This is a genomic window from Jeotgalibacillus terrae (genome assembly GCF_016908195.1).
Lineage (GTDB): Bacteria > Bacillota > Bacilli > Bacillales > Jeotgalibacillaceae > Jeotgalibacillus > Jeotgalibacillus terrae.
Genome location: NZ_JAFBDK010000004.1, coordinates 80,095 through 103,972 on the forward strand (window position 1 = coordinate 80,095; position 23,878 = coordinate 103,972).

At 41.1% G+C, this 23,878-nt stretch carries 20 protein-coding genes; 15 read left to right on the forward strand and 5 right to left on the reverse strand.

Translation table 11 applies throughout. The annotated features are described in order from the left end of the window. Positions 1 to 5: 5 nt before the first annotated feature. The 3 genes from JOD21_RS04840 (at position 6) to JOD21_RS04850 (ending at position 2,873) form a co-directional block, all read left to right on the forward strand. The gene (locus JOD21_RS04840) at positions 6 to 872 is read left to right on the forward strand and encodes a LysR family transcriptional regulator (RefSeq protein ID WP_204728545.1); all 867 of its coding nucleotides are present in this window, start codon (positions 6 to 8) and stop codon (positions 870 to 872) included. Positions 873 to 969: 97 nt separating this feature from the next. Then, positions 970 to 1,683 carry a 2,3,4,5-tetrahydropyridine-2,6-dicarboxylate N-acetyltransferase gene (gene dapD, locus JOD21_RS04845; protein WP_204728546.1) on the forward strand — a complete coding sequence of 238 codons (714 nt, stop codon included), beginning with the start codon at positions 970 to 972 and terminating at the stop codon, positions 1,681 to 1,683. Between the two features lie 74 nt (positions 1,684 to 1,757). Further along, complete coding sequence (locus tag JOD21_RS04850; RefSeq protein ID WP_204728547.1) at positions 1,758 to 2,873, forward strand: N-acetyldiaminopimelate deacetylase; 1,116 nt, start codon at positions 1,758 to 1,760, stop codon at positions 2,871 to 2,873. 243 nt (positions 2,874 to 3,116) lie between these two features. On the opposite strand, the gene JOD21_RS04855 is transcribed toward JOD21_RS04850, so the two are convergent. Continuing rightward, entirely contained in the window at positions 3,117 to 3,971 is an 855-nt protein-coding gene (locus tag JOD21_RS04855; RefSeq protein ID WP_380269091.1) for a mechanosensitive ion channel family protein, read from the reverse strand. Positions 3,972 to 4,208: 237 nt separating this feature from the next. Between JOD21_RS04855 and JOD21_RS04860 the strand changes: the two genes are divergently transcribed. From JOD21_RS04860 to JOD21_RS04885, 6 genes are all read left to right on the forward strand, one after another. Beyond that, on the forward strand, positions 4,209 to 4,751 hold the full coding sequence (locus JOD21_RS04860) for a peroxiredoxin (RefSeq protein ID WP_204728548.1): 543 nt from the start codon (positions 4,209 to 4,211) through the stop codon (positions 4,749 to 4,751). 179 nt (positions 4,752 to 4,930) lie between these two features. Next, positions 4,931 to 6,685, forward strand: a complete 1,755-nt coding sequence (locus JOD21_RS04865) for an ABC transporter ATP-binding protein (RefSeq protein WP_204728549.1) — start codon at positions 4,931 to 4,933, stop codon at positions 6,683 to 6,685. 4 nt (positions 6,686 to 6,689) lie between these two features. Next, on the forward strand, positions 6,690 to 8,513 hold the full coding sequence (locus tag JOD21_RS04870; protein WP_204728550.1) for an ABC transporter ATP-binding protein: 1,824 nt from the start codon (positions 6,690 to 6,692) through the stop codon (positions 8,511 to 8,513). 337 nt (positions 8,514 to 8,850) lie between these two features. After that, entirely contained in the window at positions 8,851 to 10,191 is a 1,341-nt protein-coding gene (locus tag JOD21_RS04875) for a cytochrome ubiquinol oxidase subunit I (protein ID WP_204728551.1), read from the forward strand. Positions 10,192 to 10,295: 104 nt separating this feature from the next. After that, complete coding sequence (locus JOD21_RS04880) at positions 10,296 to 11,309, forward strand: cytochrome d ubiquinol oxidase subunit II (protein ID WP_204728552.1); 1,014 nt, start codon at positions 10,296 to 10,298, stop codon at positions 11,307 to 11,309. Between the two features lie 63 nt (positions 11,310 to 11,372). Then, positions 11,373 to 12,032, forward strand: a complete 660-nt coding sequence (locus tag JOD21_RS04885) for an NAD-binding protein (RefSeq protein WP_204728553.1) — start codon at positions 11,373 to 11,375, stop codon at positions 12,030 to 12,032. A gap of 30 nt (positions 12,033 to 12,062) precedes the next feature. Here JOD21_RS04885 and rnjA read toward each other — a convergent pair whose 3' ends face one another. The 3 genes from rnjA to def all read right to left on the reverse strand — a co-directional run bounded on the left by rnjA (position 12,063) and on the right by def (position 14,831). Then, positions 12,063 to 13,730 (reverse strand): ribonuclease J1, encoded by a 1,668-nt coding sequence (gene rnjA, locus JOD21_RS04890; RefSeq protein WP_204728554.1) that lies wholly within the window; start codon positions 13,728 to 13,730, stop codon positions 12,063 to 12,065. Between the two features lie 3 nt (positions 13,731 to 13,733). Next, a complete protein-coding gene (locus JOD21_RS04895; protein ID WP_041122256.1) occupies positions 13,734 to 13,943 on the reverse strand; it encodes a DNA-dependent RNA polymerase subunit epsilon in 210 nt (69 codons plus the stop codon). 333 nt (positions 13,944 to 14,276) lie between these two features. Further along, on the reverse strand, positions 14,277 to 14,831 hold the full coding sequence (gene def / locus JOD21_RS04900) for a peptide deformylase (protein WP_204728555.1): 555 nt from the start codon (positions 14,829 to 14,831) through the stop codon (positions 14,277 to 14,279). A 218-nt stretch (positions 14,832 to 15,049) separates the two neighbouring features. On the opposite strand from def, the gene JOD21_RS04905 reads away from it, so the two are divergent. The 6 genes from JOD21_RS04905 (at position 15,050) to JOD21_RS04930 (ending at position 22,031) form a co-directional block, all read left to right on the forward strand. Further along, entirely contained in the window at positions 15,050 to 15,700 is a 651-nt protein-coding gene (locus JOD21_RS04905) for a YkyA family protein (protein ID WP_204728556.1), read from the forward strand. 419 nt (positions 15,701 to 16,119) lie between these two features. After that, positions 16,120 to 17,232, forward strand: coding sequence for a pyruvate dehydrogenase (acetyl-transferring) E1 component subunit alpha (gene pdhA, locus JOD21_RS04910; protein ID WP_204728557.1), 1,113 nt, complete (start codon positions 16,120 to 16,122; stop codon positions 17,230 to 17,232). 3 nt (positions 17,233 to 17,235) lie between these two features. After that, the gene (locus JOD21_RS04915; RefSeq protein ID WP_041122259.1) at positions 17,236 to 18,213 is read left to right on the forward strand and encodes an alpha-ketoacid dehydrogenase subunit beta; all 978 of its coding nucleotides are present in this window, start codon (positions 17,236 to 17,238) and stop codon (positions 18,211 to 18,213) included. 84 nt (positions 18,214 to 18,297) lie between these two features. Further along, the gene (locus tag JOD21_RS04920) at positions 18,298 to 19,638 is read left to right on the forward strand and encodes a dihydrolipoamide acetyltransferase family protein (RefSeq protein WP_204728558.1); all 1,341 of its coding nucleotides are present in this window, start codon (positions 18,298 to 18,300) and stop codon (positions 19,636 to 19,638) included. A 4-nt stretch (positions 19,639 to 19,642) separates the two neighbouring features. After that, a complete protein-coding gene (lpdA, locus tag JOD21_RS04925) occupies positions 19,643 to 21,052 on the forward strand; it encodes a dihydrolipoyl dehydrogenase (protein ID WP_204728559.1) in 1,410 nt (469 codons plus the stop codon). Between the two features lie 121 nt (positions 21,053 to 21,173). Then, positions 21,174 to 22,031, forward strand: coding sequence for a polysaccharide deacetylase family protein (locus JOD21_RS04930; protein ID WP_204728560.1), 858 nt, complete (start codon positions 21,174 to 21,176; stop codon positions 22,029 to 22,031). 311 nt (positions 22,032 to 22,342) lie between these two features. On the opposite strand, the gene JOD21_RS04935 is transcribed toward JOD21_RS04930, so the two are convergent. Then, positions 22,343 to 23,863, reverse strand: coding sequence for an aminotransferase class I/II-fold pyridoxal phosphate-dependent enzyme (locus tag JOD21_RS04935; protein ID WP_275579567.1), 1,521 nt, complete (start codon positions 23,861 to 23,863; stop codon positions 22,343 to 22,345). Positions 23,864 to 23,878 lie beyond the last annotated feature (15 nt).

The window sequence follows — 23,878 nt, forward strand, 5'->3', positions numbered from 1 at the left end:
GAACTATGAATCATTCTGATTACCATATGCTCGATATACTTGCTGAAGAAATGAATATGAGAAAAGCAGCTGAAAGGCTGTTTGTTTCCCAGCCTGCTTTATCACAACGGCTGCAGTCAATTGAAAAAGAATGGCAAAAACCATTATTTATAAGGTCTAAAAAAGGATTAACACTTACACCTGCCGGAGAAATGATTGTGGATATGGCACGGGAAATGATCAAAAAGGAAGAAGCAGTCAGAGAACAGATTCTCGCACTTGATACAAAAGTGTACGGAACGCTGAAGATCGCCTGCGCTTCTATTGTGGGACAGAACTGGCTGCCAAAAGTATTAAAAGACTTTGTAGAAACGAATGCGCACGCAAGAATTTCATTAATGACAGGATGGAGCAGTGAAATTCTGCAGGCTGTATACAATGGCGACGTGCATATAGGCATTATAAGGGGAACACCAGACTGGAAAGGGCCTAAGATGCATTTATTTCAGGACCAGCTGTATCTTGTGGATAAAGAAATAAAGCGTGTAGAAGACCTTCACTTAACAAACAGGCCTTTCATTCAGTTCAAAAGTGATTCAACTTATTATCAGGAAATTCAGGAGTGGTGGGGCAGACAGTTTCAGATCTCTCCACGCCAGAATATCGTTGTGGATCAAATCGAAACCTGTAAACAGATGGCACTGAATGGAATCGGGTATGCCATCCTTCCCTCCATTACATTGTCAGGTAATGAAGATGTGTTTTGTACACCTCTTCATACAGAAGAGCACACTTTAAAAAGAGACACATGGCTGATCGGCTATCAGGCAGCATTTGAACTTCCTCAGGTTGAAGCATTTATCGAGTCTGTAAAAAAGTATCTGACAGTATGATTTGAAATTTTCTAATATTGAACACTTGTATTGTGGTGCGGTGGTCTGATAAAGTAAAAGTCAGCTGAATGCTTAAATGATTGAGAGGGGATTTTAAATGAATACAATGGATGCAAATGAAATTATTTCCTATATTCAAAATGCGAAAAAAGCAACGCCTGTAAAAGTATATGTGAAAGGTACAGATCTTCATAAGATCAACTTTGGTGATGCTTCACAGACATTTTTATCTGAGGGATCAGGTGTGGTATTTGGAGAATGGGCAGATATCCAGCCGGCGCTTGAAGCACATACTGACCAGGTTTGGGATTACGTTGTGGAAAACGACCGCAGAAATTCTGCCATTCCGATGCTTGACCTGAAAAATATCAAGGCCCGAATTGAACCGGGGGCGATTATCCGTGATCAGGTTGAAATAGGGGATAATGCAGTGATCATGATGGGTGCTTCAATAAATATCGGCTCTGTTATCGGATCGGGTACAATGATCGATATGAACGTTGTGCTTGGAGGACGTGCTACTGTAGGTAAGAACTGTCATATTGGTGCGGGTGCAGTACTTGCGGGTGTAATTGAGCCACCTTCAGCAAAACCTGTAGTAATTGAAGATGATGTTGTCATTGGTGCAAACGCTGTTGTTTTAGAAGGTGTAACGGTTGGGAAGGGTGCAGTTGTAGCTGCTGGTGCAATTGTTATTGAAGACGTTGAACCTTACACTGTTGTTGCAGGAACACCGGCTAAATTACTAAAGAAAATTGATGAAAAGACAAAGTCTAAAACAGAAATCAAGCAGGAACTTCGTCAGCTGTAATAGCTGCTTTTAAAAAACGCAGATGACAATCTGCGTTTTTTTCATGAACTGAATAACAGGGAAGGTGTTTGTGAATGAACAAGTTTATCGAGATTAGAAGGGATCTTCATAAAATCCCTGAAGTTGGATACCAGGAATATAAAACCCAAAGCTATTTACTTCAGTATATCGACACGCTGCCACAGGAAAATCTATCAGTTAAAACATGGGAAACCGGGATTTTTGTGTTGGTTAATGGAAAAGGGAACAATCCGAAAACATTGGCTTACAGAACAGATATCGACGGCCTCCCGATTGCTGAACAGACAGGCCTGTCGTTTTCCTCTGAGCATCAAGGATTCATGCATGCATGCGGTCATGATTTTCACATGAGCATTGCACTTGGAGTGCTGACAGCATTAGCATCTCAGCCCATTGACCATCATGTGCTGTTCATTTTCCAGCCGGCAGAAGAAGGGCCGGGCGGTGCAGCACGCATGCTTCAGTCAGATGAGATGAAAGCCTGGATGCCTGATGAGATCATGGGCCTTCATATCGCTCCTGAATATCAGGCAGGAGTACTTGCAGTTAAAAAAGGTCTTTTATTTGCAAACACATCTGAATTGAAAATTGTTCTAACCGGTAAGGGTGGACACGCGGCATATCCGCATAAAACAAAAGATATGATCGTAGCAGGTGCTCATTTGATCACACAGCTGCAGTCAATCGTCTCACGGTCAATTGACCCGTTAAACAGTGCAGTGGTTACTGTTGGAAAACTTGAAGCTGGAACAATAGGAAATATTATTGCAGAAACTGCCGAGCTGAATGGAACAATGAGGAGTCTGGATCCTGAAGTGATGGAGACGTTAAAAACAAGGGTGAAGGCAATCTCTAATGGAATCGCACTTGCATTTGACTGTGAAGTAAAGGTTGAATTCAACCAGCCCTATTACATGGTCTATAATGATCATCAGCTTACTGAAGATTTTATGTCTTTTGCTTCGGGGTATAATGGTATTGACTGTATTGAGTGCGAAAAAGCAATGACAGGAGAAGATTTCGGTTATTTCCTTAAAGAAATTCCCGGCTTCATGTTTTGGCTCGGTGTCGGTTCTGAGTACGGACTGCATCATGCAAAACTGAATCCTGATGAGAAAGCAATAGAACCAGCGATCACATTCATTACGGATTACTTAAGAAGCAAATGAAAAGAGGCTGGGACATTATAAAAATTGTCTCAGCCTCTAATTGTTTCACTGCGCTTCAGGCGGAAGCTTTCCGGACGGTGGACCGTTTTGTGGTCCGATATGGCCTCCTCGCCTTCGGCTGTGGGGTCTCAGCTGTCCCGCTAATCGTCCCGGAGTCACCGCCTTACGCTCCGTTCCACTAAGATTTATTTCAATAAAAAGTAATTCAAACAACAAATATCATCTTTTTGTCTCAGGCTCTTTTTAACTTTCTTTGTGTACGTAAACCTGGTGAGGAAATGGAATCTCAATACCGTTACGGTCGAGTGCTTCTTTCATTGCTTTTCTAAGCTCTCTTTCAACGCCCCACTGCTCCATATTTGCAGTCTTTCCAATAACACGGATTACTACATCTGAAGAGCCTAGCTCCTGAACGCCTACTACATTGGGTCCTTCTACAATATTGCTGTTAGCTGCAGCAACTTCATCACATACATCCTGCAATACTCTAATCGCTTTATCTATATCGTCATCATAAGAAATCCCAATATCAATCATTGCACGCATATTACCGCGGGAGTGGTTACTCATGCTTGTAATTTCACGGTTAGGCACGAAGTGAAGTGTTCCGTCAAAGCCACGGATTTTAGTTTGTCTCAGGCCAACCTCTTCACATATACCAGAAAAGCTGCCGGTCGTTATGTAATCTCCAACATCAATTTGCTTTTCAAGCAGAATGAAAAATCCGGTTACTACATCACTGACAAGTCCCTGAGCACCAAAGCCGATTGCCAGACCGACAATTCCAGCTCCTGCAATCAGAGCTGTAACATCAATATTTACAACCTGAAGGATTGTTACAATTAATATAAAGATGAGTGCATAGCCGAAAACATTCTTGGTTAGACTCTCTAACGTACGGGCTCTTCCAACTGAGATATTTTCTTTATGCTCATATTTTGTAAAGACCCGGGATAATACACGGTTTCCGATTGCTTTTGCGATCATAAAAATAATGAGTATGCCGATTATTTTCAGTGCCGCAATTCCAATTGCAATAAATAATGCTCCCCACTCGTATTCAGCAAGTCGTACGCTTAGAGCATTAAAATTTAAAATCAGTTCCAATGACTGTCATCCTTTCTGCTTATCACAATGTTTTATATCGTCCTACTATACCCTTATATCAAAAGGGAAAACATGAATCAAGGAATCCGGGGGATTTTATGCTTCATTAAAATCAATTCTGTTTTAAATTGACTAATGTTTTTGTGTATATTATTATGGAAATCGTGAGTTTATTGAGAAATGAATTGATACATTCTCATGCTGAATTTTTATCTGGAGGGATTTTTGATGGCAGAACGTATGGTAGGCAAGCAGGCGCCACGCTTTGAAATGGACGCAGTACTTGCTGACAAGGAATTTGGAAAAGTAAGTCTTGAACAGAACATGAAAGAAGATAAATGGACAGTATTATTCTTCTATCCAATGGACTTCACTTTTGTATGTCCAACAGAAATCACTGCAATGTCAGACCGTTACGACGAATTTGAAGACCTTGATGCTGAAATCATCGGGGTTTCTACTGATACAATCCACACACACCTTGCATGGATCAACACAGAACGCAAAGACAACGGTCTTGGTGATCTGAACTATCCACTTGCAGCGGATACTAATCACCAGGTATCACGTGAATACGGCGTACTGATTGAAGATGAAGGGATTGCACTTCGCGGACTTTATATCATCTCTCCTGAAGGCGAGTTGATGTATCAGACAGTATTCCACAACAACATCGGCCGTGATGTAGACGAAACACTGCGCGTACTGCAGGCACTTCAGACTGGCGGACTATGTCCGGCAAACTGGAAGCCAGGACAAAAAACATTATAAAATAACATGATCAAAGATCAGCCTGCGGGCTGATCTTTTTTTATGACTGCAGCGTTACACTCATTAGTGAATAGTGGGAAATGAGAAAAAATTCAAATAAAGGTGGAAAATTATTTCGAAAACCGATATATTTAATAGGTGTCTATATAATAGAAGAAACAAAAGAGGAGGGATACGCGATGGATGTTTTTAAGAAGTTAAAAGAATTTTACTGGCCTCATAAGCGGTACTTTATACTTTCGATCATATTTTTATTTGTCATGACACTGATTACAATTGTCTATCCGATTATATTACAGATCACAATTGATGACGTCGTCGGTCAGGGAAGATACGGACTGATCCCTTATCTTGCTTTTGGGTTTATTGGGATTATGGCGATCAAAGGAATCGCAACATTTATCTCTCAATATAATGGAGACCTGTTTGGTATTATTGCCGTCTATGATTTGCGCGAGCGGCTTTATGACAAGCTTCAGAGTCTGCCATTCCAATATTATGATAATGCAAAAACAGGCGATATCATGTCCCGTCTGACAGCTGATGTGGAAGGATTCCGTTTCTTCCTATCATTTGGATTTGCGGAATTAATCAGACTTGTCCTGTTACTTATTGTGACAACAGGAGTCATGCTTTACTATTCTGTTCCACTGACGATTGTGACAATGCTGTCCATTCCGTTTCTTGCGGTTGCTGTGTTCAAGTTCGATAAAAAAGTTCACCCTGCATTCAGAGGTGTCAGAAAATCATTTGGAAAACTCAATACAAATGTACAGGAAAATATCAGTGGCATTAACACAGTGAAATCTCTTTCAAGAGAAGAGCATCAGATCGATAAGTTCAATAGTTCAAACCAGGACTATAAAGAAAAGTACTTATTTACATCAGATGTATGGGCTAAGTATTTCCCGTTAATGGAGTTTCTGGGGAATGTCAGTGTCGTCATGCTACTTGGTTATGGTGGGTATCTGGTTGTCAATGATAGCCTGACAGCCGGTGAACTGACAGCCTTTTACAGTCTGGTCGGTTTTATTATCTGGCCGATTATGAACCTTGGCTTCACGATTAACCAGTTTTCACAGTCAAAGGCTTCAGGAGAACGACTACTTGAAATCCTTGAAGCGGAAGAAACAATAATTGAAAAGCCTGATGCTATTGAAATGACAAGATCTGAAGGTGTAGTTGAATTTAAAAATGTAACGTTACGCTATACAGAAGATGATGAAAAAGCAATTAACAATATTTCTTTTAAAGCTGAAAGCGGAAAAACAATCGGCTTAATTGGTGCAACAGGGTCCGGTAAAACGAGCGTGACTCAGCTAATGACAAGATTTTATGAGCCGACTGAAGGATCTGTCATGATCGATGGCAGGGAAGTCAGTGATTACACGATCAGATCTCTCCGAAAGAATGTAGGATTTGTACTGCAGGAATCATTCCTGTTTTCTTCTACTATTAAAGCGAATATTGCATTTGGAAGACCTGAGGCAACGATGGATGAAATTATTTCAGCAGCTAAAAAAGCTGAAGCACATGATTTTATTATGGAAATGCCGGATGGCTACGATACGATGCTTGGGGAAAGAGGACTAGGTCTATCCGGAGGTCAAAAGCAGAGAATTGCGATTTCCAGAGCGATCTGCCTTGATCCAAGTATACTGATTTTAGATGATGCAACGAGTGCTGTAGATATGCAGACTGAATTCAACATTCAAAAAGCGTTAAAAGAAGTAATGGAAGGCCGGACTACATTTATCATTGCGCACCGGATTTCTTCATTGAAACATGCAGATGAAATTTTTGTATTTGAGAACGGTGAGATTACACACCGCGGTACACATGAAGAGCTGATAAAGCTTGAAGGACAGTACAAAAGAATCTACGACATCCAATATAAAGATCAAAAAACACTGTCTGCAACAGGGATGAGGTGAAAGAATGAGCAGTGAAGCGCAAAAGAGAATTCAAAACAGATTTAAGTATTCAACAGACCAGGTCATTGAAAAACCATTTAACTGGACGCAGCTGTGGAGATTGTTCAGATACCTGAAACCATATTCAAAAAAGCTGCTGCCGTTATCGATCATCATGGTATTGATTACAACAGCGATCAGGCTGGTCATACCGATTTTGATTGGTATGTATGTCATTGATGAAGCAATTGCAGGAAAAGACGGTAACCTGCTCATGCAGCTTGTAGGAGTGATTGCCGGGCTATATATTGTGAACTATGTTGCGAACGTGTTCAGAATCAAGTGGATGAATATATTAGGTCAGAGTGTGATTTATGATCTGAGAAAACATTTATTTACTCACGTTCAGTGGCTCAGTAACAGGTTTTTTGATAAACGCTCAGCCGGTTCAATTCTGGTGAGAATCATGAATGACATTAATTCACTTCAGGAACTGTTCACAAACGGTGTCATTAATCTTCTGATGGATATTCTGATGCTGATGGGAATTTTTGTTGTCTTATTTACGATCAGTCCTGAACTGGCAACTGCGGTTATGGTTGTACTGCCGGCTATGTTCCTGATCTCAACAAAACTCCGTAAAAAGATCAGAAGATCATGGCAGACAGTCCGCCTGAAGCAGTCAAAACTGAACTCTCATTTAAATGAAAGTCTTCAGGGGATGAGAATTACACAGTCTTTTACACAGGAAAAAGAGAATGCTCAATATTTTGAAGGCGTGAACAACGAAACATTCGAGAGCTGGCGGGATGCCACGAAAAAGAATGCGACATTCAGACCGCTTGTAGAAATGACAAATGCAGTTGGTTCAGCTATTTTAATCTGGTACGGTGCTACGCTTATTCAGGGGGGAAGCCTTGAAATCGGGGAATTTGTTACCTTTGCATTCCTGATCGGGATGTTCTGGGAGCCGATCTCAAGACTCGGTATGGTGTACAATCAGCTTCTGATGGGAATGGCGTCTTCTGAGAGAATCTTTGAATTTCTTGATGAGCAGCCGAATGTAGCTGAAAAGAAAGATGCGATCGAACTTGAGCAGATTAAAGGTGATGTTAAATTTGACATGGTTGATTTCGCTTACTCCGGTGACAGAAAAGCATTAGACGGCATCAATCTGGATATTAAGGCCGGCGAAACCATTGCACTGGTCGGTCATACTGGATCAGGTAAGACAACGATCGCAAACATGATCACGCGCTTTTACGATCCGACTGCAGGGTCGATTAAAATGGATGGACATGATCTGCGTGACGTGTCACTGAGAAGTCTCAGATCGCAAATATCAATTGTTCTTCAGGATACATTCATTTTCTCAGGAACAATTAAAGATAACATCCGTTTTGGCTTCCCGCATGCTTCTGATGAACAGCTGATCGAAGCAGCAAAAGCAGTTGGTGCTCACGGTTTCATAGAAAAGCTTCCAAAGGGATATGATACTGAAGTGGAAGAGAGAGGTAATATTCTTTCGGTAGGAGAGCGTCAACTGATTTCTTTTGCCAGAGCTTTACTTGCCGATCCGAGAATCATCATCCTTGATGAAGCTACTGCGTCAATTGATACGGAGACGGAAGTGGTGATTCAGAAGGCACTGAATACTTTACTTGAAGGCAGAACAGCCGTCATTATTGCACACCGTCTTTCAACGATCCGTGATGCAGACAGAATATATGTACTAGATCATGGACACCTGATGGAAAGTGGAAATCATGATGAGTTAATGAAACATAAAGGAATTTATCAGGGACTTGTGCATTCACAATTTACAATGCAGCAAAATCATGCAGGATAAGCATTGTGGCCGGAACGTTTATGTTCCGGTCTTTTTTCTGCGCTTGAATTAACTATTCATCCATAAACGCCACTTATAATAACAATTTTCCGTTCACATTAAATGTCATAAATTTATTATTTAATACTTTCTTGTCTTTCCTGACAGTTAAAAATATACTGAGCATCCTCATTTGAAAAAACAAAATATAGAGGATATACTGAGGATACACCCTTTGTGAAGGATGTCACAAATTGTTCATGTTCAACATATCACATACGCCTTTATTATTGTAAAATGTTTGGTGAACAGTGGTATAGTAAATTTACTAGTATGAAGCTTTTTTAGGAGGGGAATCATGTTGGAACTCGATGGCGTAATGCTCAGTCGGCTGTTAACAGCTTCGACTCTCATATTCCACGTTATATTTGCAACAATTGGTGTAGGTATCCCGGTCATGATTGCGATTGCTGAGTTCATTGGACTTAAAAAAAATGACCCTCATTACTTACTGCTTGCAAGAAGATGGGCAAGAGGATTTACGATTACAGTTGCAGTCGGGGTTGTAACAGGTACAGCAATTGGTCTGCAATTATCACTTCTGTGGCCAAGCTTTATGCAGGTGGCAGGTCAGGTCATTGCACTGCCATTATTTATGGAAACTTTTGCTTTCTTCTTTGAAGCAATCTTTTTGGGTATTTACCTGTATACATGGGACAGATTCAAAAACCGCTGGTTACACTGGCTGTTAAATATACCGATCGTGATCGGAGCATCTTTATCAGCGTTTTTCATCACAACGGTAAACGCCTTTATGAATACGCCACAGGGCTTTGATATCATTGATGGGGAAACAGTTAATATCAGTCCGCTGGCTGCTATGTTCAATCCTGCAACGCCTACAAAGGTGTTCCACGTCATTACATCAAGTTATATGACATCGGCACTGATCTTAGCTGCTATCACGGCTTTTATTATTCTGGCGAAAAAAGGAACAGATTATCATAAGAAAGCGCTAAGGCTTACAATGACAGCTGCGCTGATTTTCTCAGCAGGTACTGCACTTGCAGGGGATCTGTCAGCAAAGTTCCTTGCTAAAGAGCAGCCTGAAAAGCTTGCTGCTGCTGAGTGGCACTTTGAAACTGAATCAAATGCTGACCTTATCATTTTCGGAACAATAGATGAGAATAATGAAATCAGCAATGAGATAAGAATTCCCGGTATGCTGAGTTTTCTGGCAGGTAATTCATTTGATACCGAAGTAATTGGTCTGGATGAATTTCCTGAAGAAGAACGCCCTCCGTTATGGGTGCATTATATGTTTGATATGATGGTCGGAATCGGGATGTACTCTTTATTCATAGCTGGACTGTTTGTTATGTTCATGTTCATCAAACGGTTCAATGAATGGAATAAGTTACTCCTGATGGGGATCGTTGCGAGTGGCCCACTTGCTATGCTCGCGATTGAATTCGGCTGGATCTATGCAGAAGTTGGCCGTCAGCCATGGATTTTAAGAGGCATTATGACAGTTGATGAAGCAGCCACAACCTCCGGATCAGTCGGGATTGCTTTCGGTCTCTTCCTGGCACTCTACGCAGTACTTGGATTCTTCTGCGTGAAAGTGCTCTTGAGAATGTTCAAAAATAGACCGCCTGAAGCAGAACTCGAAAAGCGCTTCCCTGGAGGCAGTCTGTAAGACAGATAATGAAATACAATGAGCAGGCAGCATGGTGAAAGTTTTTCCCTGATGCCTGCTTTAAAGTGAATATAAAATAATGCCAAGGGGGAGGAATGACTGCTATGAGCTTAGAGATTATTGGAATTACAGTTTTGTGGCTGTTTTTATACGGTTACTTAATCGTTGCATCGATTGATTTCGGAGCGGGCTTTTTTGCTTATTATGCAAGAGTGTCTAAAAAAGAACATATTATGAGTAAGCTGATCAGCAGATATCTGTCACCGGTCTGGGAAGTAACGAATGTATTTTTCGTATTCTTCTTTGTTGGTCTGGTCGGTTTTTTTCCTGATACAGCCTACTATTATGGAACTGCCCTTTTGTTACCGGGTTCAGTTGCAATTATTTTAATTGCAATCAGAGGTTCATTTTATGCATTCGGTAATTATGGTTCTAAAGACAGCACGTTATACTTATTCTTATATGGTGCGACCGGTCTTTTAATTCCAGCTTCACTATCAACAGCATTGACGATTTCTGAAGGTGGATATTTAAGAGAGGATGAAACTGGCGTTACATTTCTAGCAGGTGAATTGTTCACAAGTCCATATTCATGGAGTGTGGTATTTCTTGCAATTGTCTCTGTATTATATATCAGTGCGAGCTTTTTAACTTATTATGCAGATCGTGCAGAAGATTATGATTCCAGGGCGATTATGAGAAAGTTTGCACTGTTTTGGGGTGCTCCCACTATTATCGCAAGTTTAATGGTATTTGCCGGACTGCGTTCACATAATGGGGAGCACTTTGAAAGAGCGCTTGATCTATGGTGGATGTTTGGCTTGTCACTGGTATTCTTCCTGATAGCAGGCTACCTGATTTTCAAGAAAAAGAACTATGGAACAGCATTCCTCATGGTTATGCTTCAATTTTTCTTTGCATTCTTTGGTTATGGAGCTTCTCACTTACCGTACATTCTTTATCCGTTTATCACGGTAGAAGGCAGCGTTGTGAATGAAACGATGGGTATAGCTCTGGTTACTGTGTTTATATTGGGGCTGTGCCTGCTGATTCCATCTCTATACCTGCTCATGAGACTCTTCCTCTTTGATGCAGATTATGTAAAAGGGAAAAAATAAACTCTTTTTCTGAATTTTCCTGTGCTAAAATGAAAGTAAGTACACGATAGTGGGGGAAGCAACGTGAAAAAAGAATTTGTGGTAATTGGACTTGGACGCTTTGGCGGCAGTATTGTCCGCGAATTAGTTGAACAGGGTATGGAAGTTATGGCGATTGATAAATTTGAGGATAAGGTGGATGAATTCTCTCAGATTGCGACACACGCAGTGATGGCGGATTCAACAGATGAAGCAGCATTAAGAAGCCTTGGAATCAGGAACTTTGATCATGTCATTGTCGCAATAGGAGATGACATTCAGGCCAGTATCCTCACGACGCTGATGCTAAAAGAAATCGGCGTAAAGAAAATCACAGTAAAAGCACAAAATGACTATCACGAAAAAGTACTGGAACGGATCGGGGCAGATAAGGTTGTTCACCCTGAGAGAGATATGGGAAAAAGAATTGCTCATAACATCGTTTCAAACAATGTGCTGGATTATCTGGAACTATCAGATGAGCATTCAATCGTGGAGATTGCAGCAAACAATCTGCTGATCGGAAACTCGATCATAGAACTCGATATTCGTGCAAAATACGGTATTAATATTGTAGCCATTAAAAGAGGGGATGATATCATCGTGTCCCCGCAGGCTAATGATGTGATACAAAAAGGAGACATCCTGATTGTTATCGGGGCGGATAATGACATTAATCGTTTTGAAAAACGTGTAATGCAGTAAAAAAAGCTGAGACAATTGTCTCAGCTTTTTTTATACCTCCATAATAATCGGAAGGATCATTGGGCGGCGTTTCGTTTTTTCATATAAAAACGGCTCAAGTGTATCAGTAATTTCATTTTTAATCTCTGACCACTGGCTTGTCTTATTTGCAAGAACTTTGTTCAGGTGCTTATAAAGAAGGTGCTGTGCCTGATTGATCAGTTCCCCGGATTCTCTCATATAAACAAAACCTCTGGAGATCAGATCAGGACCTGAAGCAATCTTATGATCATTCAGATTCAGACTGACAACTACAACAACAAGTCCTTCTTCTGAGAGGACGCGACGGTCTCTGAGTACGATATTGCCTATATCACCAATACCGCTGCCATCAATATAGACATTGCCGGAAGGAATTTTCCCTGCAATCGCGGCTTCGTTACTGCCCAGTGCCAGAACATCACCGTTTTCCATAAGGAAGCAATTCTCTTCAGGAACGCCACAGTCTACAGCGAGACTTGCGTGCATTTTCTGCATTCTGTATTCACCGTGGATCGGCATAAAAAATTTCGGTTTTATCAAACGAAGCATCAGCTTCTGTTCTTCCTGGGATCCGTGTCCTGAAGTATGGATATTATTCAATGGTCCGTGGATCACGTTAGCTCCTGCACGGTATAACAGGTTAATTGTACGGTTTACACTGATTGTATTACCCGGAATTGGTGAAGATGAGAATACCACAGTGTCACCAGGGATAATCTGAATCTGACGGTGAGTACCATTCGCAATTCTTGAAAGGGCAGCCATCGGTTCACCCTGACTTCCCGTACATAAAATGACCACTTTATCTGCAGGCATTCTGTTCAGCGTATGTGCGTCAATAAAAGTATCTTTAGGTGCATTGATATAGCCTAATTCGTGTCCGATATTAATGGCATTGTCCATGCTTCTTCCAAATACTGCAACTTTACGTCCGTATTTAACAGCTGATTCAACGACCTGCTGCAGACGGTAAATATTAGAGGCGAAGGTCGCAAAAATGATACGTCCATTTACAGTCTGGAAAATATCATCGATGCTCTCACCGACCTTACGTTCAGATAAAGTAAAGTTTGGCACTTCACTGTTCGTACTGTCCGAAAGAAGTGCAAGCACACCTTCTTTACCGATCTCAGCCATCTTAGTCAGATTTGCCGGATCACCAACAGGGGTAAAGTCAAACTTAAAATCGCCTGTGTGTACAATATTGCCTGGGGGAGTCTTCACAACAACTCCGAATGAATCAGGAATACTGTGGGTAGTGCGGAAAAAGCTGACGGCTGTCTTACGGAATTTGATTACGTCATCTTCATCTATTGTATGAAGTCGGGTGGATCTTAAAAGACCGTGTTCTTCAAGCTTGTTTTTCAAAAGGCCAAGTGCAAGCTTTCCACCGTATACCGGTACATTAACCTGACGGAGCAGATAAGGAATTCCGCCAATATGGTCTTCATGGCCGTGAGTAATAAATAAACCTTTAATTTTATCCAGGTTTTTCTCAAGGTATGTGTAATCAGGAATTACATAATCAATTCCAAGAAGTTCATCTTCAGGGAATTTAATGCCGGCATCGATCAGAATAATTTCATCCTGAAACTGAACGCCATAAGTGTTTTTACCGATTTCTCCAAGACCGCCGAGGGCAAACACAGCAGTCTGGTCATTTTTAACAAATTTCATTTATTAAAACTGTTCCAGCTGGTAGTTTTGGTGATTTTGCTCGTATTCTAAATATTTGCCCTCTAGCTTTTGTACAAATTCAATGTTAAAACCATGTCCGCTGAGCTTTTTACGAACTTCTTCTTCAGTTTCAGCTTCGATATACATTGCTTTCGTTTTTTCACGTACTGGTACCTCTGACGCTACTTCCTGGTAATAGACTTTAAAAATCATGTGAATCTCTCCTCCATATCATTACTAAAAAAGCGCAGTCATAGCGCTTTAATTATCGTGTTTGGTCCCCTGATCGGGGGTTTATAAATAATTATGATCATTTATAAGCAAATTTATAATTCCCTGTTAAATAAAGAACAGCCCTCCTGATTGTGAAGGGCTTACAGGGGCTCAGGCAATCATCTTTTTACGCAGCATGTCTCTCCACTGTCGTGCAAGCTTTTTCTTAAGCTTCTTCAACATGGCGGATCACTCCTTATCATTATCATAACGCGGAATGAGCGATCTGTAAAGATAAGGTTCTTGACATATAAGATGAAAAACGTTATTGATTTATCTTTCTAGTGGGATAGCTCCATCAGGTTCTTTAAAAGGATCGTTTGAATCTATATGGTCATAAAACATAATTCCGTTCAGATGATCAATTTCATGTTGTGCTGCTACAGCCGCAAGTCCTTTAAGGCGGAATTTAAGTTCTGCATCATCCGGACCGATGCCCCGGATTGTTACCCGTGCATAACGAGGCACATACCCCGGAATATTTTCATCTACAGACAGACAACCTTCACCGGAAGTAAGGTAAGTTTTATCAACCGAATGACTGATTATTTTAGGATTGGCCATACTAAAGCTGTAAGACTTACCGTTATCATCCTGTATATGAAGCGCGAATATCTGTTTAGAAACATTAATTTGCGGAGCCGCCAGTCCGATTCCGGGGCGCAGCTGATATTCATCGGCGGTCTCCGGATCCTGGCTGTTCTTAATATATTCAAGCAGTGAAGACATCACATTCTTATCTTCATCACTTAGAGGGAGGCTGACTTTTTCAGCTTTTTCTCTAAGTACAGGATGGCCATCACGAACAATATCTTTCATCGTAATCATTTTACTTTCCTCCCGAACAAATTCATTATAAGCATTATCATATCAGATATAATGGTTGAAAAAAATTACTAACTCTGAAATCTGACATGATACGATCACATTAGACAACTTTCATTCAATATATATCATTAACCCGAGATAAATGGGTAAAAAAGATTGAAGTTTGCCGTAATCACAGATATGATATTAAGTGTTATTATTCAAGGGGGTTACATTAAGTGAAAACATACATAGCAGGCGCTTTTTGTTTTTCGGCTATTCTGCTTTCCGGGTGTGTATTCGGGACACCTGCAGAAGAAGAAATCAGCGAAAAACTGGAAGCTGCTGTAGCAGAAGAAGAAGGATATGTGAGTGCGCAGAATGATCTGCGTGACCTGGAAACAGAAGAACAGCAATTATATGATGAGATTATGGCTCTCAGTATGGAAGAGTTTGAACAGATTAACTCGTTGGCTGATGAAGCATTAAGTAATCTTGATGCACGGGAAGAAAAACTTAATGAAGAAAGAGAAGCAATCAGCAGTTCTGAAGAAGCGTTCGGTGAAGTGGAAAGTCTGGTATCAGATATAGATTCAGAAGAACTTCAGCAGCATGTGGAAACGATGATCGAAACGATGAATAACAGATACACATCACATGATGAATTAACAACGGCATATGAAGATGGACTTCAGCTGAATCGTGAGCTTTATGAAATGCTTAAAAATGAAGATCTTAAACTTGAAGAGCTTGAGCAGCAGGTCACAAAGGTAAACGATCAGAATGCTGTGATTATAGAAGCAAATACTGAGTTTAACGATTTAACAAATGAGTATAATGATCTTAAGGCCGAATTTTATAATATGGCAGAACTGAATACTGAAGAGTAGACAATTGTCTGCTCTTTTTTTAATTGGCTGCCAAACTCCGTACTAGTCTCCCTCTGTGCCAGACCTGCATTTAACTTGAGCGGAACCTACTTTTGAATTTAAATCAGCCTTATAACAGTTCGGTTTTTATAGCGTTAATATAGTACAGATACGTATGAAATTAATACAGTTTCATGATTCTGTGTAAAAAAATGACTGAAATAAAACCGTCAAAACTTTATGATTGACGTTATATCAGCTGTCATGTAGAATTTATTTCGTAAACTGTATTAATGTTTTTAAATATTTTATTGATACAGATAAAAAGAATTTAGCACTTTAGGTTTTTTACCACTGGATTTGTGGAAAAATATAAAGTAATTGTGTTCTGAAGAAGAATACGAACGAATTTGACAAAACCGAAAGGATAGGTGGATTACATGGCTTCTAAAAAGAAGACACCATTCGATGCTGTAAAAGTATTAGAACAGATCGAAGACAAGTTTGAAATGTTCCAGATTCTTGACGAAGAAGGAAAAGTAGTGAATGAAGATGCAATGCCGGACCTGAGTGATGAGCAGCTTCAGGAATTAATGAGCCGTATGGTTTATACACGTATTCTTGACCAGCGTTCAATTTCTTTAAACCGTCAGGGACGCTTAGGATTTTATGCGCCGACTGCAGGACAGGAAGCATCTCAGATCGCTTCACACTATGCACTTGAAAAAGAAGATTGGGTAGTGCCGGGTTACCGTGATGTGCCTCAGATTATCTGGCATGGCCTTCCGCTTGCACAGGCATTCTTATTCTCAAGAGGTCACTTCAAGGGGAATCATTCTCCAGAGGGTGTTAATGTACTTCCACCGCAAATCATTATCGGTGCTCAATATGTTCAGACTGCAGGTATTGCGCTTGGACTTAAAAAGCGTGGTAAAGATTCTGTAGCGATTACTTACACTGGCGACGGTGGATCTTCACAGGGTGATTTCTATGAAGGAATCAACTTCGCAGGTTCATATAATGCGCCTGCAATCTTTGTTGTACAGAATAACCAGTTTGCGATTTCAACACCTCGTGATAAGCAGACAAAAGGTAAAACAATTGCACAGAAAGCTGTATCTGCAGGAATCCCTGGGATCCTTGTAGACGGTATGGATCCACTGGCTGTATATGCAGCTACAAAAGAAGCGCGTGACCGTGCTGTAGCAGGAGAAGGTCCTTCATTGATTGAAACACTTTGCTACCGTTATGGTCCTCATACAATGGCTGGTGATGACCCGACCCGCTATCGTACGGATGATATGGATACAGAGTGGGAAAAGAAAGATCCACTAGTACGTTTCCGTAAGTTCCTTGAAGAAAAAGGACTATGGAGTGAAGAAAAAGAAAATGAAGTAATCGAAAAAGCTAAAGAGGAAATTAAAGCTGCAATTAAAGAGGCTGATGATACTCCTAAGCAAAAGGTTACTGATCTTATGGAAATCATGTACGAAGAAATGCCTAATAATCTGAACGAGCAATATGAAATTTATAAAGAGAAGGAGTCGAAGTAAGCCATGGCACAAATGACAATGATTCAGGCAATTACAGATGCACTCCGGACAGAACTTAAAAATGATGAAAATGTTCTTGTGTTCGGTGAAGACGTTGGTAATAACGGAGGCGTATTCCGTGCAACTGAAGGTCTGCAAAAAGAATTTGGTGAAGATCGCGTTTTTGATACGCCACTTGCAGAATCAGGTATCGGCGGTCTTGCGATTGGTTTAGCTCTTGAAGGGTACCGTCCAGTACCGGAAATTCAATTCTTCGGCTTCGTATTTGAAGTAATGGACTCAGTCAGCGGCCAGATGGCACGTATGAGATACCGCAGCGGTGGTAAATACAGTTCACCGATCACAATCCGTTCTCCATTTGGCGGTGGTGTTCATACGCCTGAACTGCACGCAGACTCTCTTGAAGGCCTGATGGCCCAACAGCCTGGACTGAAGGTTGTTATTCCTTCAACACCAACTGATGCTAAAGGTCTTCTGATCTCAGCAATCCGTGATAACGATCCGGTTATATTCCTTGAGCACATGAAACTTTACCGTTCATTCCGTGAAGATGTACCTGAAGAAGAGTACACAATCGAAATCGGTAAAGCAGATGTAAAGCGTGAAGGAACTGATCTTACAATCGTAACTTACGGTGCAATGGTGCACGAATCACTTAAAGCTGCTGACCAGCTTGAGAAAGACGGTCATTCTGTAGAAGTGATTGACCTTCGTACAATTCAGCCGCTTGATATCGAAACAATTATTAAGTCAGTTGAGAAGACAAACCGTGCAATCGTTGTTCAGGAAGCTCAAAAGCAGGCTGGAATCGCAGCAAGCGTTGTAGCTGAAATCAATGACCGCGCAATCCTTAGCCTTGAAGCACCAGTGCTGCGTGTGGCAGCTGCTGATACTGTATTCCCATTCTCTCAAGCGGAATCAGTATGGCTTCCAAATGCTAAAGATGTAGTGGAAACAGCTAAAAAAGTACTTGAATTTTAATCTGTAAAACGGAGAATTTTCTCCGTTTTACCTTTTCATAAAAGTATGTAACAAAGAAAATTCCTAACCAGGAGGGTGAAAACATTGTCATTCGAATTTAAACTACCTGATATCGGTGAAGGTATTCACGAAGGTGAAATTGTAAAGTGGTTTATCAGTGTTGGAGATAAAGTAGAAGAAGACGACGTGCTTTGTGAGGTTCAAAACGATAAAGCTGTTGTAGAAATTCCATCTCCTGTTGCAGGAACAGTTGAAGAAATTCTTGTTGATGAAGGTACAGTAGCTGTAGTAGGTGATACGTTAATTAAGCTTGATGCACCGGGCTATGAAAACCTTCAATTTAAAGGTTCTGACAGCAGTGACAGTAAGAAAGAAGAAGCTAAGGAAGAACCGAAAGAAGAGCCTAAAGAAGAAAAGCAGGAAGCAGCTGAAGCAACTGATGACAGCGCTGAAGAATCAGCAGATGCTAAGCCTCAGGAAGACGTAGATCCTGACCGCCGCGTGATCGCTATGCCTTCAGTTCGTAAATATGCCCGTGACAACGATGTAGACATCCGTTACGTATCCGGTTCAGGCAAAAACGGCCGTGTATCAAAAGAAGATATCGATGCATATCTGAAAGGTGATACAGCTGATGCTAAATCAGAAAGCACTGAACAATCTTCTGATCAGAAAGAAGAAAAGTCAGCGCCTAAAGCTTCTGCTCCGGCTCCGGAGGGTGAATTCCCTGAAACACGCGAGAAGATGAGTGGAATGAGAAAAGCAATTGCTAAAGCAATGGTTAACTCTAAGCACACTGCCCCACACGTAACGCTGATGGATGAAGTGGACGTAGAGAAACTTGTTGCTCACCGTAAGAAGTTTAAGGAAATTGCACTTGAGAAGGATATTAAGCTTACATTCCTTCCTTACGTAGTGAAAGCTCTTGTATCTGCTCTTCGTGAGTATCCTGTTCTGAATACAATGCTTGACGACGAAGCACAGGAAATTGTCCAGAAGCACTATTACAACATTGGTATTGCAGCTGACACAGAAAAAGGACTTGTAGTACCAGTAGTTAAGCATGCTGACCGTAAGTCTGTATTCGGTATTTCTGATGAAATTAATCAGCTTGCAGGAAAAGCACGTGACGGTAAACTTTCAGGCGATGAAATGAAAGGTGCTTCATGCACAATCACAAATATCGGTTCAGCGGGCGGCCAGTGGTTTACACCTGTAATTAACCACCCTGAAGTTGCAATTCTGGGAATTGGCCGTATCGCAGAAAAGCCGGTAGTAAAAAATGGTGAAATTGTAGCAGCTCCTGTGTTAGCATTATCATTGAGCTTCGATCACCGTATGATTGATGGTGCTACAGCACAAAATGCGTTAAACCACATCAAACGTTTATTGAACGATCCAGAACTTTTACTAATGGAGGCGTAAAACAATGGTAGTAGGAGATTTCCCAATCGAAACAGATACTCTCGTCATCGGATCAGGTCCCGGGGGATATGTAGCTGCAATCCGTGCAGCGCAACTCGGACAAAAGGTTACAATTGTTGAGAAAGAAAACCTGGGCGGAGTCTGCCTGAACGTAGGCTGCATCCCATCTAAAGCTATGATCTCAATCGGTCATCGTTATGAACATGCAAAAGGCTCTGAAGATATGGGTATTGTTGCTGAAAGTGTAAAAATTAATTTTGATAAAGCCCAGGAATGGAAAGCCGGAGTAGTGAAAAAGCTTACTGGCGGTGTTGAAGGGCTTCTTAAAGGTAATAAAGTAGAAATCGTTCGCGGTGAAGCATACTTTGTTGACAGTGAAACGGTTAAAGTAATGGATGAAAAGAATTCTCAAACTTACAAGTTTAAGAACGCAATCGTGGCGACAGGTTCCCGTCCGATTGAAATTCCATCATTTAAGTTCTCTAAGCGCGTACTTGATTCAACAGGCGCACTTGCACTTAAAGAGATTCCTAAAAAGCTTGTTGTTATCGGTGGAGGATACATTGGTACAGAGCTTGGAACAGCATATGCAAATATGGGATCAGAAGTAACAATTCTTGAAGGTGCTGACGATATCCTTGGTGGATTCGAAAAGCAGATGACTTCAGTTGTTAAAAAAGGTCTGAAGAAAAAAGGCGTTGATGTCATTACAAAAGCAATGGCTAAAGGCGTTGAAGAATCTGAAGACGGTGTAAAAGTATCTTATGAAGCTAAAGGCGAAGAAGTTTCTATTGATGCTGACTATGTGCTTGTTACAGTAGGCCGTCGTCCAAACACAGATGAAATTGGTCTTGATCAGGTTGGAATTGAGATGACTGATAAAGGCATCATCAAGACTGACAAGCAGTGCCGCACAAGTGTGGAAAATATTTATGCAATTGGTGACATTGTTGACGGACCACCACTTGCACACAAGGCATCTTACGAAGGAAAAATCGCTGCTGAAGTAATCGGCGGAGAGAAATCTGAAGTAGATTACCTTGCAATTCCTGCAGTTTGCTTCACAGATCCTGAACTGGCAACAGTTGGTTACAATGAAGCACAGGCTAAAGAGGAAGGAATTGAAGTGAATGCTTCTAAATTCCCATTCGGAGCTAATGGACGTGCGCTTGCTCTTAACCAAACTGAAGGTTTTGTAAAGCTTGTAACACGTAAAGAAGACGGATTGATCATTGGTGCTCAGATTGCCGGAGACGGTGCTTCTGATATGATCGCCGAGCTTGGTCTTGCAATTGAAGCAGGAATGACTGCTGAAGATGTTGCTATGACGATCCATGCTCACCCGACGCTTGGTGAAATTTCAATGGAAGCTGCAGAAGTGGCCCTTGGAACACCAATTCATATCGTAAAATAATCCCTTAAGAGCTGTGCTTAGATGCACAGCTCTTTTTAAAATTGTCATAGTTTAAATCTGTATCCTGATCCGGCATATGTTACAATCACTTCATACATATATTGAAAGGTGAGGTTATTCTTTGAAGATTTATGCACCAGCGGCTATATCAGCAGTTCTATTACTTGCTGCATGCAGCTCAGATGAAGCAGTTCAACCTGAAGATCAAAATCAGGAAGCAGTAGCTGCAGAAGATAATACGGAAGAAACAACTCAGGAGGAGACGGATGTGCCTGAAGAGACTGAAGATGTAGAAGAGGCTGACCCAGAGGAACAGGAAGAAGCCCCTGAAGAAACAATTGAAACGCTGTATGAAATCAATGAAGCCAACTGGTCAGTTACGCCAATTAGTGATGCACCAGAAAATGTAGTGCTTCTCACAATTGATGATGCACCAGACCAGCATGCTGTGGAGATGGCTCAAAAACTTCATGAAGCTGATGCGCCGGCAATCTTTTTCGTAAACGGTCATTTTCTTGATACACCCGAAGAAGAAGAGATGCTGAAAGAAATTCACGAACTTGGGTTCCCGATTGGCAATCATACATACAGTCACCCAAATTTGCGTGATCTCACTGAAGAAGAGCAGCGTGAAGAAATCATTTCCTTAAGTGACCGTGTAGAAGAAATCATAGGAGAACGCCCGAAATTTTTCAGAGCCCCATTCGGAGCGAATACAGATTTTTCTGAAGCGCTCGTAAAAGAAGAGGGAATGGTCCTCATGAACTGGACCTACGGATATGACTGGGAAGCCGACTACCAAAATGCTGAAGCATTGACTGATATTATGGTTAATACTGAATATCTGTCTTCAGGAGCAAATCTGCTGATGCATGACCGTACATGGACGAACGAGGCAATACTGGGTATTGTTGAAGGTCTGAGAGCAAAAGACTTCACAATGGTTGATCCTAAAACAATTAAAGGATATCTGGAATAATCAGAGTGGCGCTTATGCGTCACTTTTTTGTTATCTGATAAAATAAACTGAAATTTCGTCTAATAAAAAGGGATTGTATTTTTTATCCTTTAAGGTTAAAATAAAACGGAAGCGCTTACAAGCATATGGGGATGGGAGTAAGCTGATCGGATGAGCAATTATATAAACTCGTCATGAATAATGAGGGAAGAAAAAAGCTGATGCGAAATGCATCAGCTTTTTACATTTTGTCTTTGTTCATTCTGGCTGTTGATTTCCGCTGCAATCACCAGCTGTGCTAAAACAACATTTGTCATTAACAAAGCCTGTATTTATCTGATTGCGCGGTGTTCTTTGATGACACGAAGCTTAGTCAATGTTTCATCCTGTGGACCCTGCACAGGAAGACCTGCTTCTATATTTTCATGAATATACCTCAGGTTATCATCTGTAATGATTTCACCCGGAATAAAGATCGGAATACCCGGTGGATAAACCATAATAAATTCTGCGCATACTCTCCCAACTGTTTCATCAAGTGGAAGCAGCTCAGTATCTGCATAAAATGCTTCCCGTGGTGTTACAGCTAACAGTGGAATATCCGGTAAAATAACTTCAGGTACCGCTTTTTTGCTGTCATGTCTGAACTCTTTGGAAAGTGCATGAATTGCTTTTACAAGAATATCAGCTTCATATTGCGTATCACCAGGCGTTACAATACACAGAATGTTATACAAATCAGACAGTTCAACTTCGAGGTTGTAGTGCTCTCTCAGCCATACTTCAGCCTGATAACCTGTAATGCCAAGTTCTTTTATAGATACAATAATTTTGGTTGGATCGTAATCAAATGTAGCAGGCGTACCTAAAATTTCACTGCCGATACATTTGATCTGTTCGATTTCTCCAAGGCGCTTTCTAATATCTTCAGCCAAGTTTATCGACTGGGTAATCAGTTCCTTCCCTTCGATCGCCAATCTTCTTCTGGCGGTGTCAAGAGAAGCCAGAAGCGGGTAAGAAGTCGATGTTGTCGTCAGCATGCTGAGAATTGACTGAACGCGCTTAGGGGAAACAAGCCCTTCTTTAACATTTAAAACGGAACTCTGTGTCATAGAACCACCCAGCTTGTGCACACTTGTTGCAGCCATGTCAGCACCAGCCTGCATAGCAGAAGCGGGAAGTCTGTCATGGAAATGAATATGCACGCCGTGTGCTTCATCTACCAAAACAGGAACCTGATGGCCATGTGCAATCTTTACAATTTCCTTCAGATCAGCAGCAATTCCGAAATAGGTAGGGTTAATAACGAGTACACCTTTTGCATCAGGATGCTGTTCAAGCGCGTGAGCAACAGATATAGGTGTTATACCATGAGAGATACCCAGCTCTTTATCAACCTCGGGGTGAATAAAGATAGGGATTGCTCCACAGAAAACGATTGCAGACATTACTGATTTATGAACATTTCTTGGTACGATTATTTTCTCGCCCGGCCCACAGACGCTCATAACCATTGTCATAATTGCACCGCTTGTCCCCTGGACCGAGAAGTAGGTATGATCTGCACCAAATGCTTTGGCTGCAAGATCCTGGGCATCTTTAATAAGTGACTTTGGTTGATGAAGATCATCGAGTGGTGCGATATTAATTAAGTCTATCGATAATATATTTTCACCCGCGAACGCTCTGAATTCAGGATCCATTCCAGCCCCTTTTTTATGGCCTGGAATATGGAATTGAACGGGATTTCGCTCTGCGTGTTTCTTTAAGCCAGTGAATAATGGTGTGTCATGCTGAGTTAAAGTATGGTCTTTTCTCTCTACATTAAGCAGAGATGAAGGTGTATTGGACAATTGAAAATTCACCTC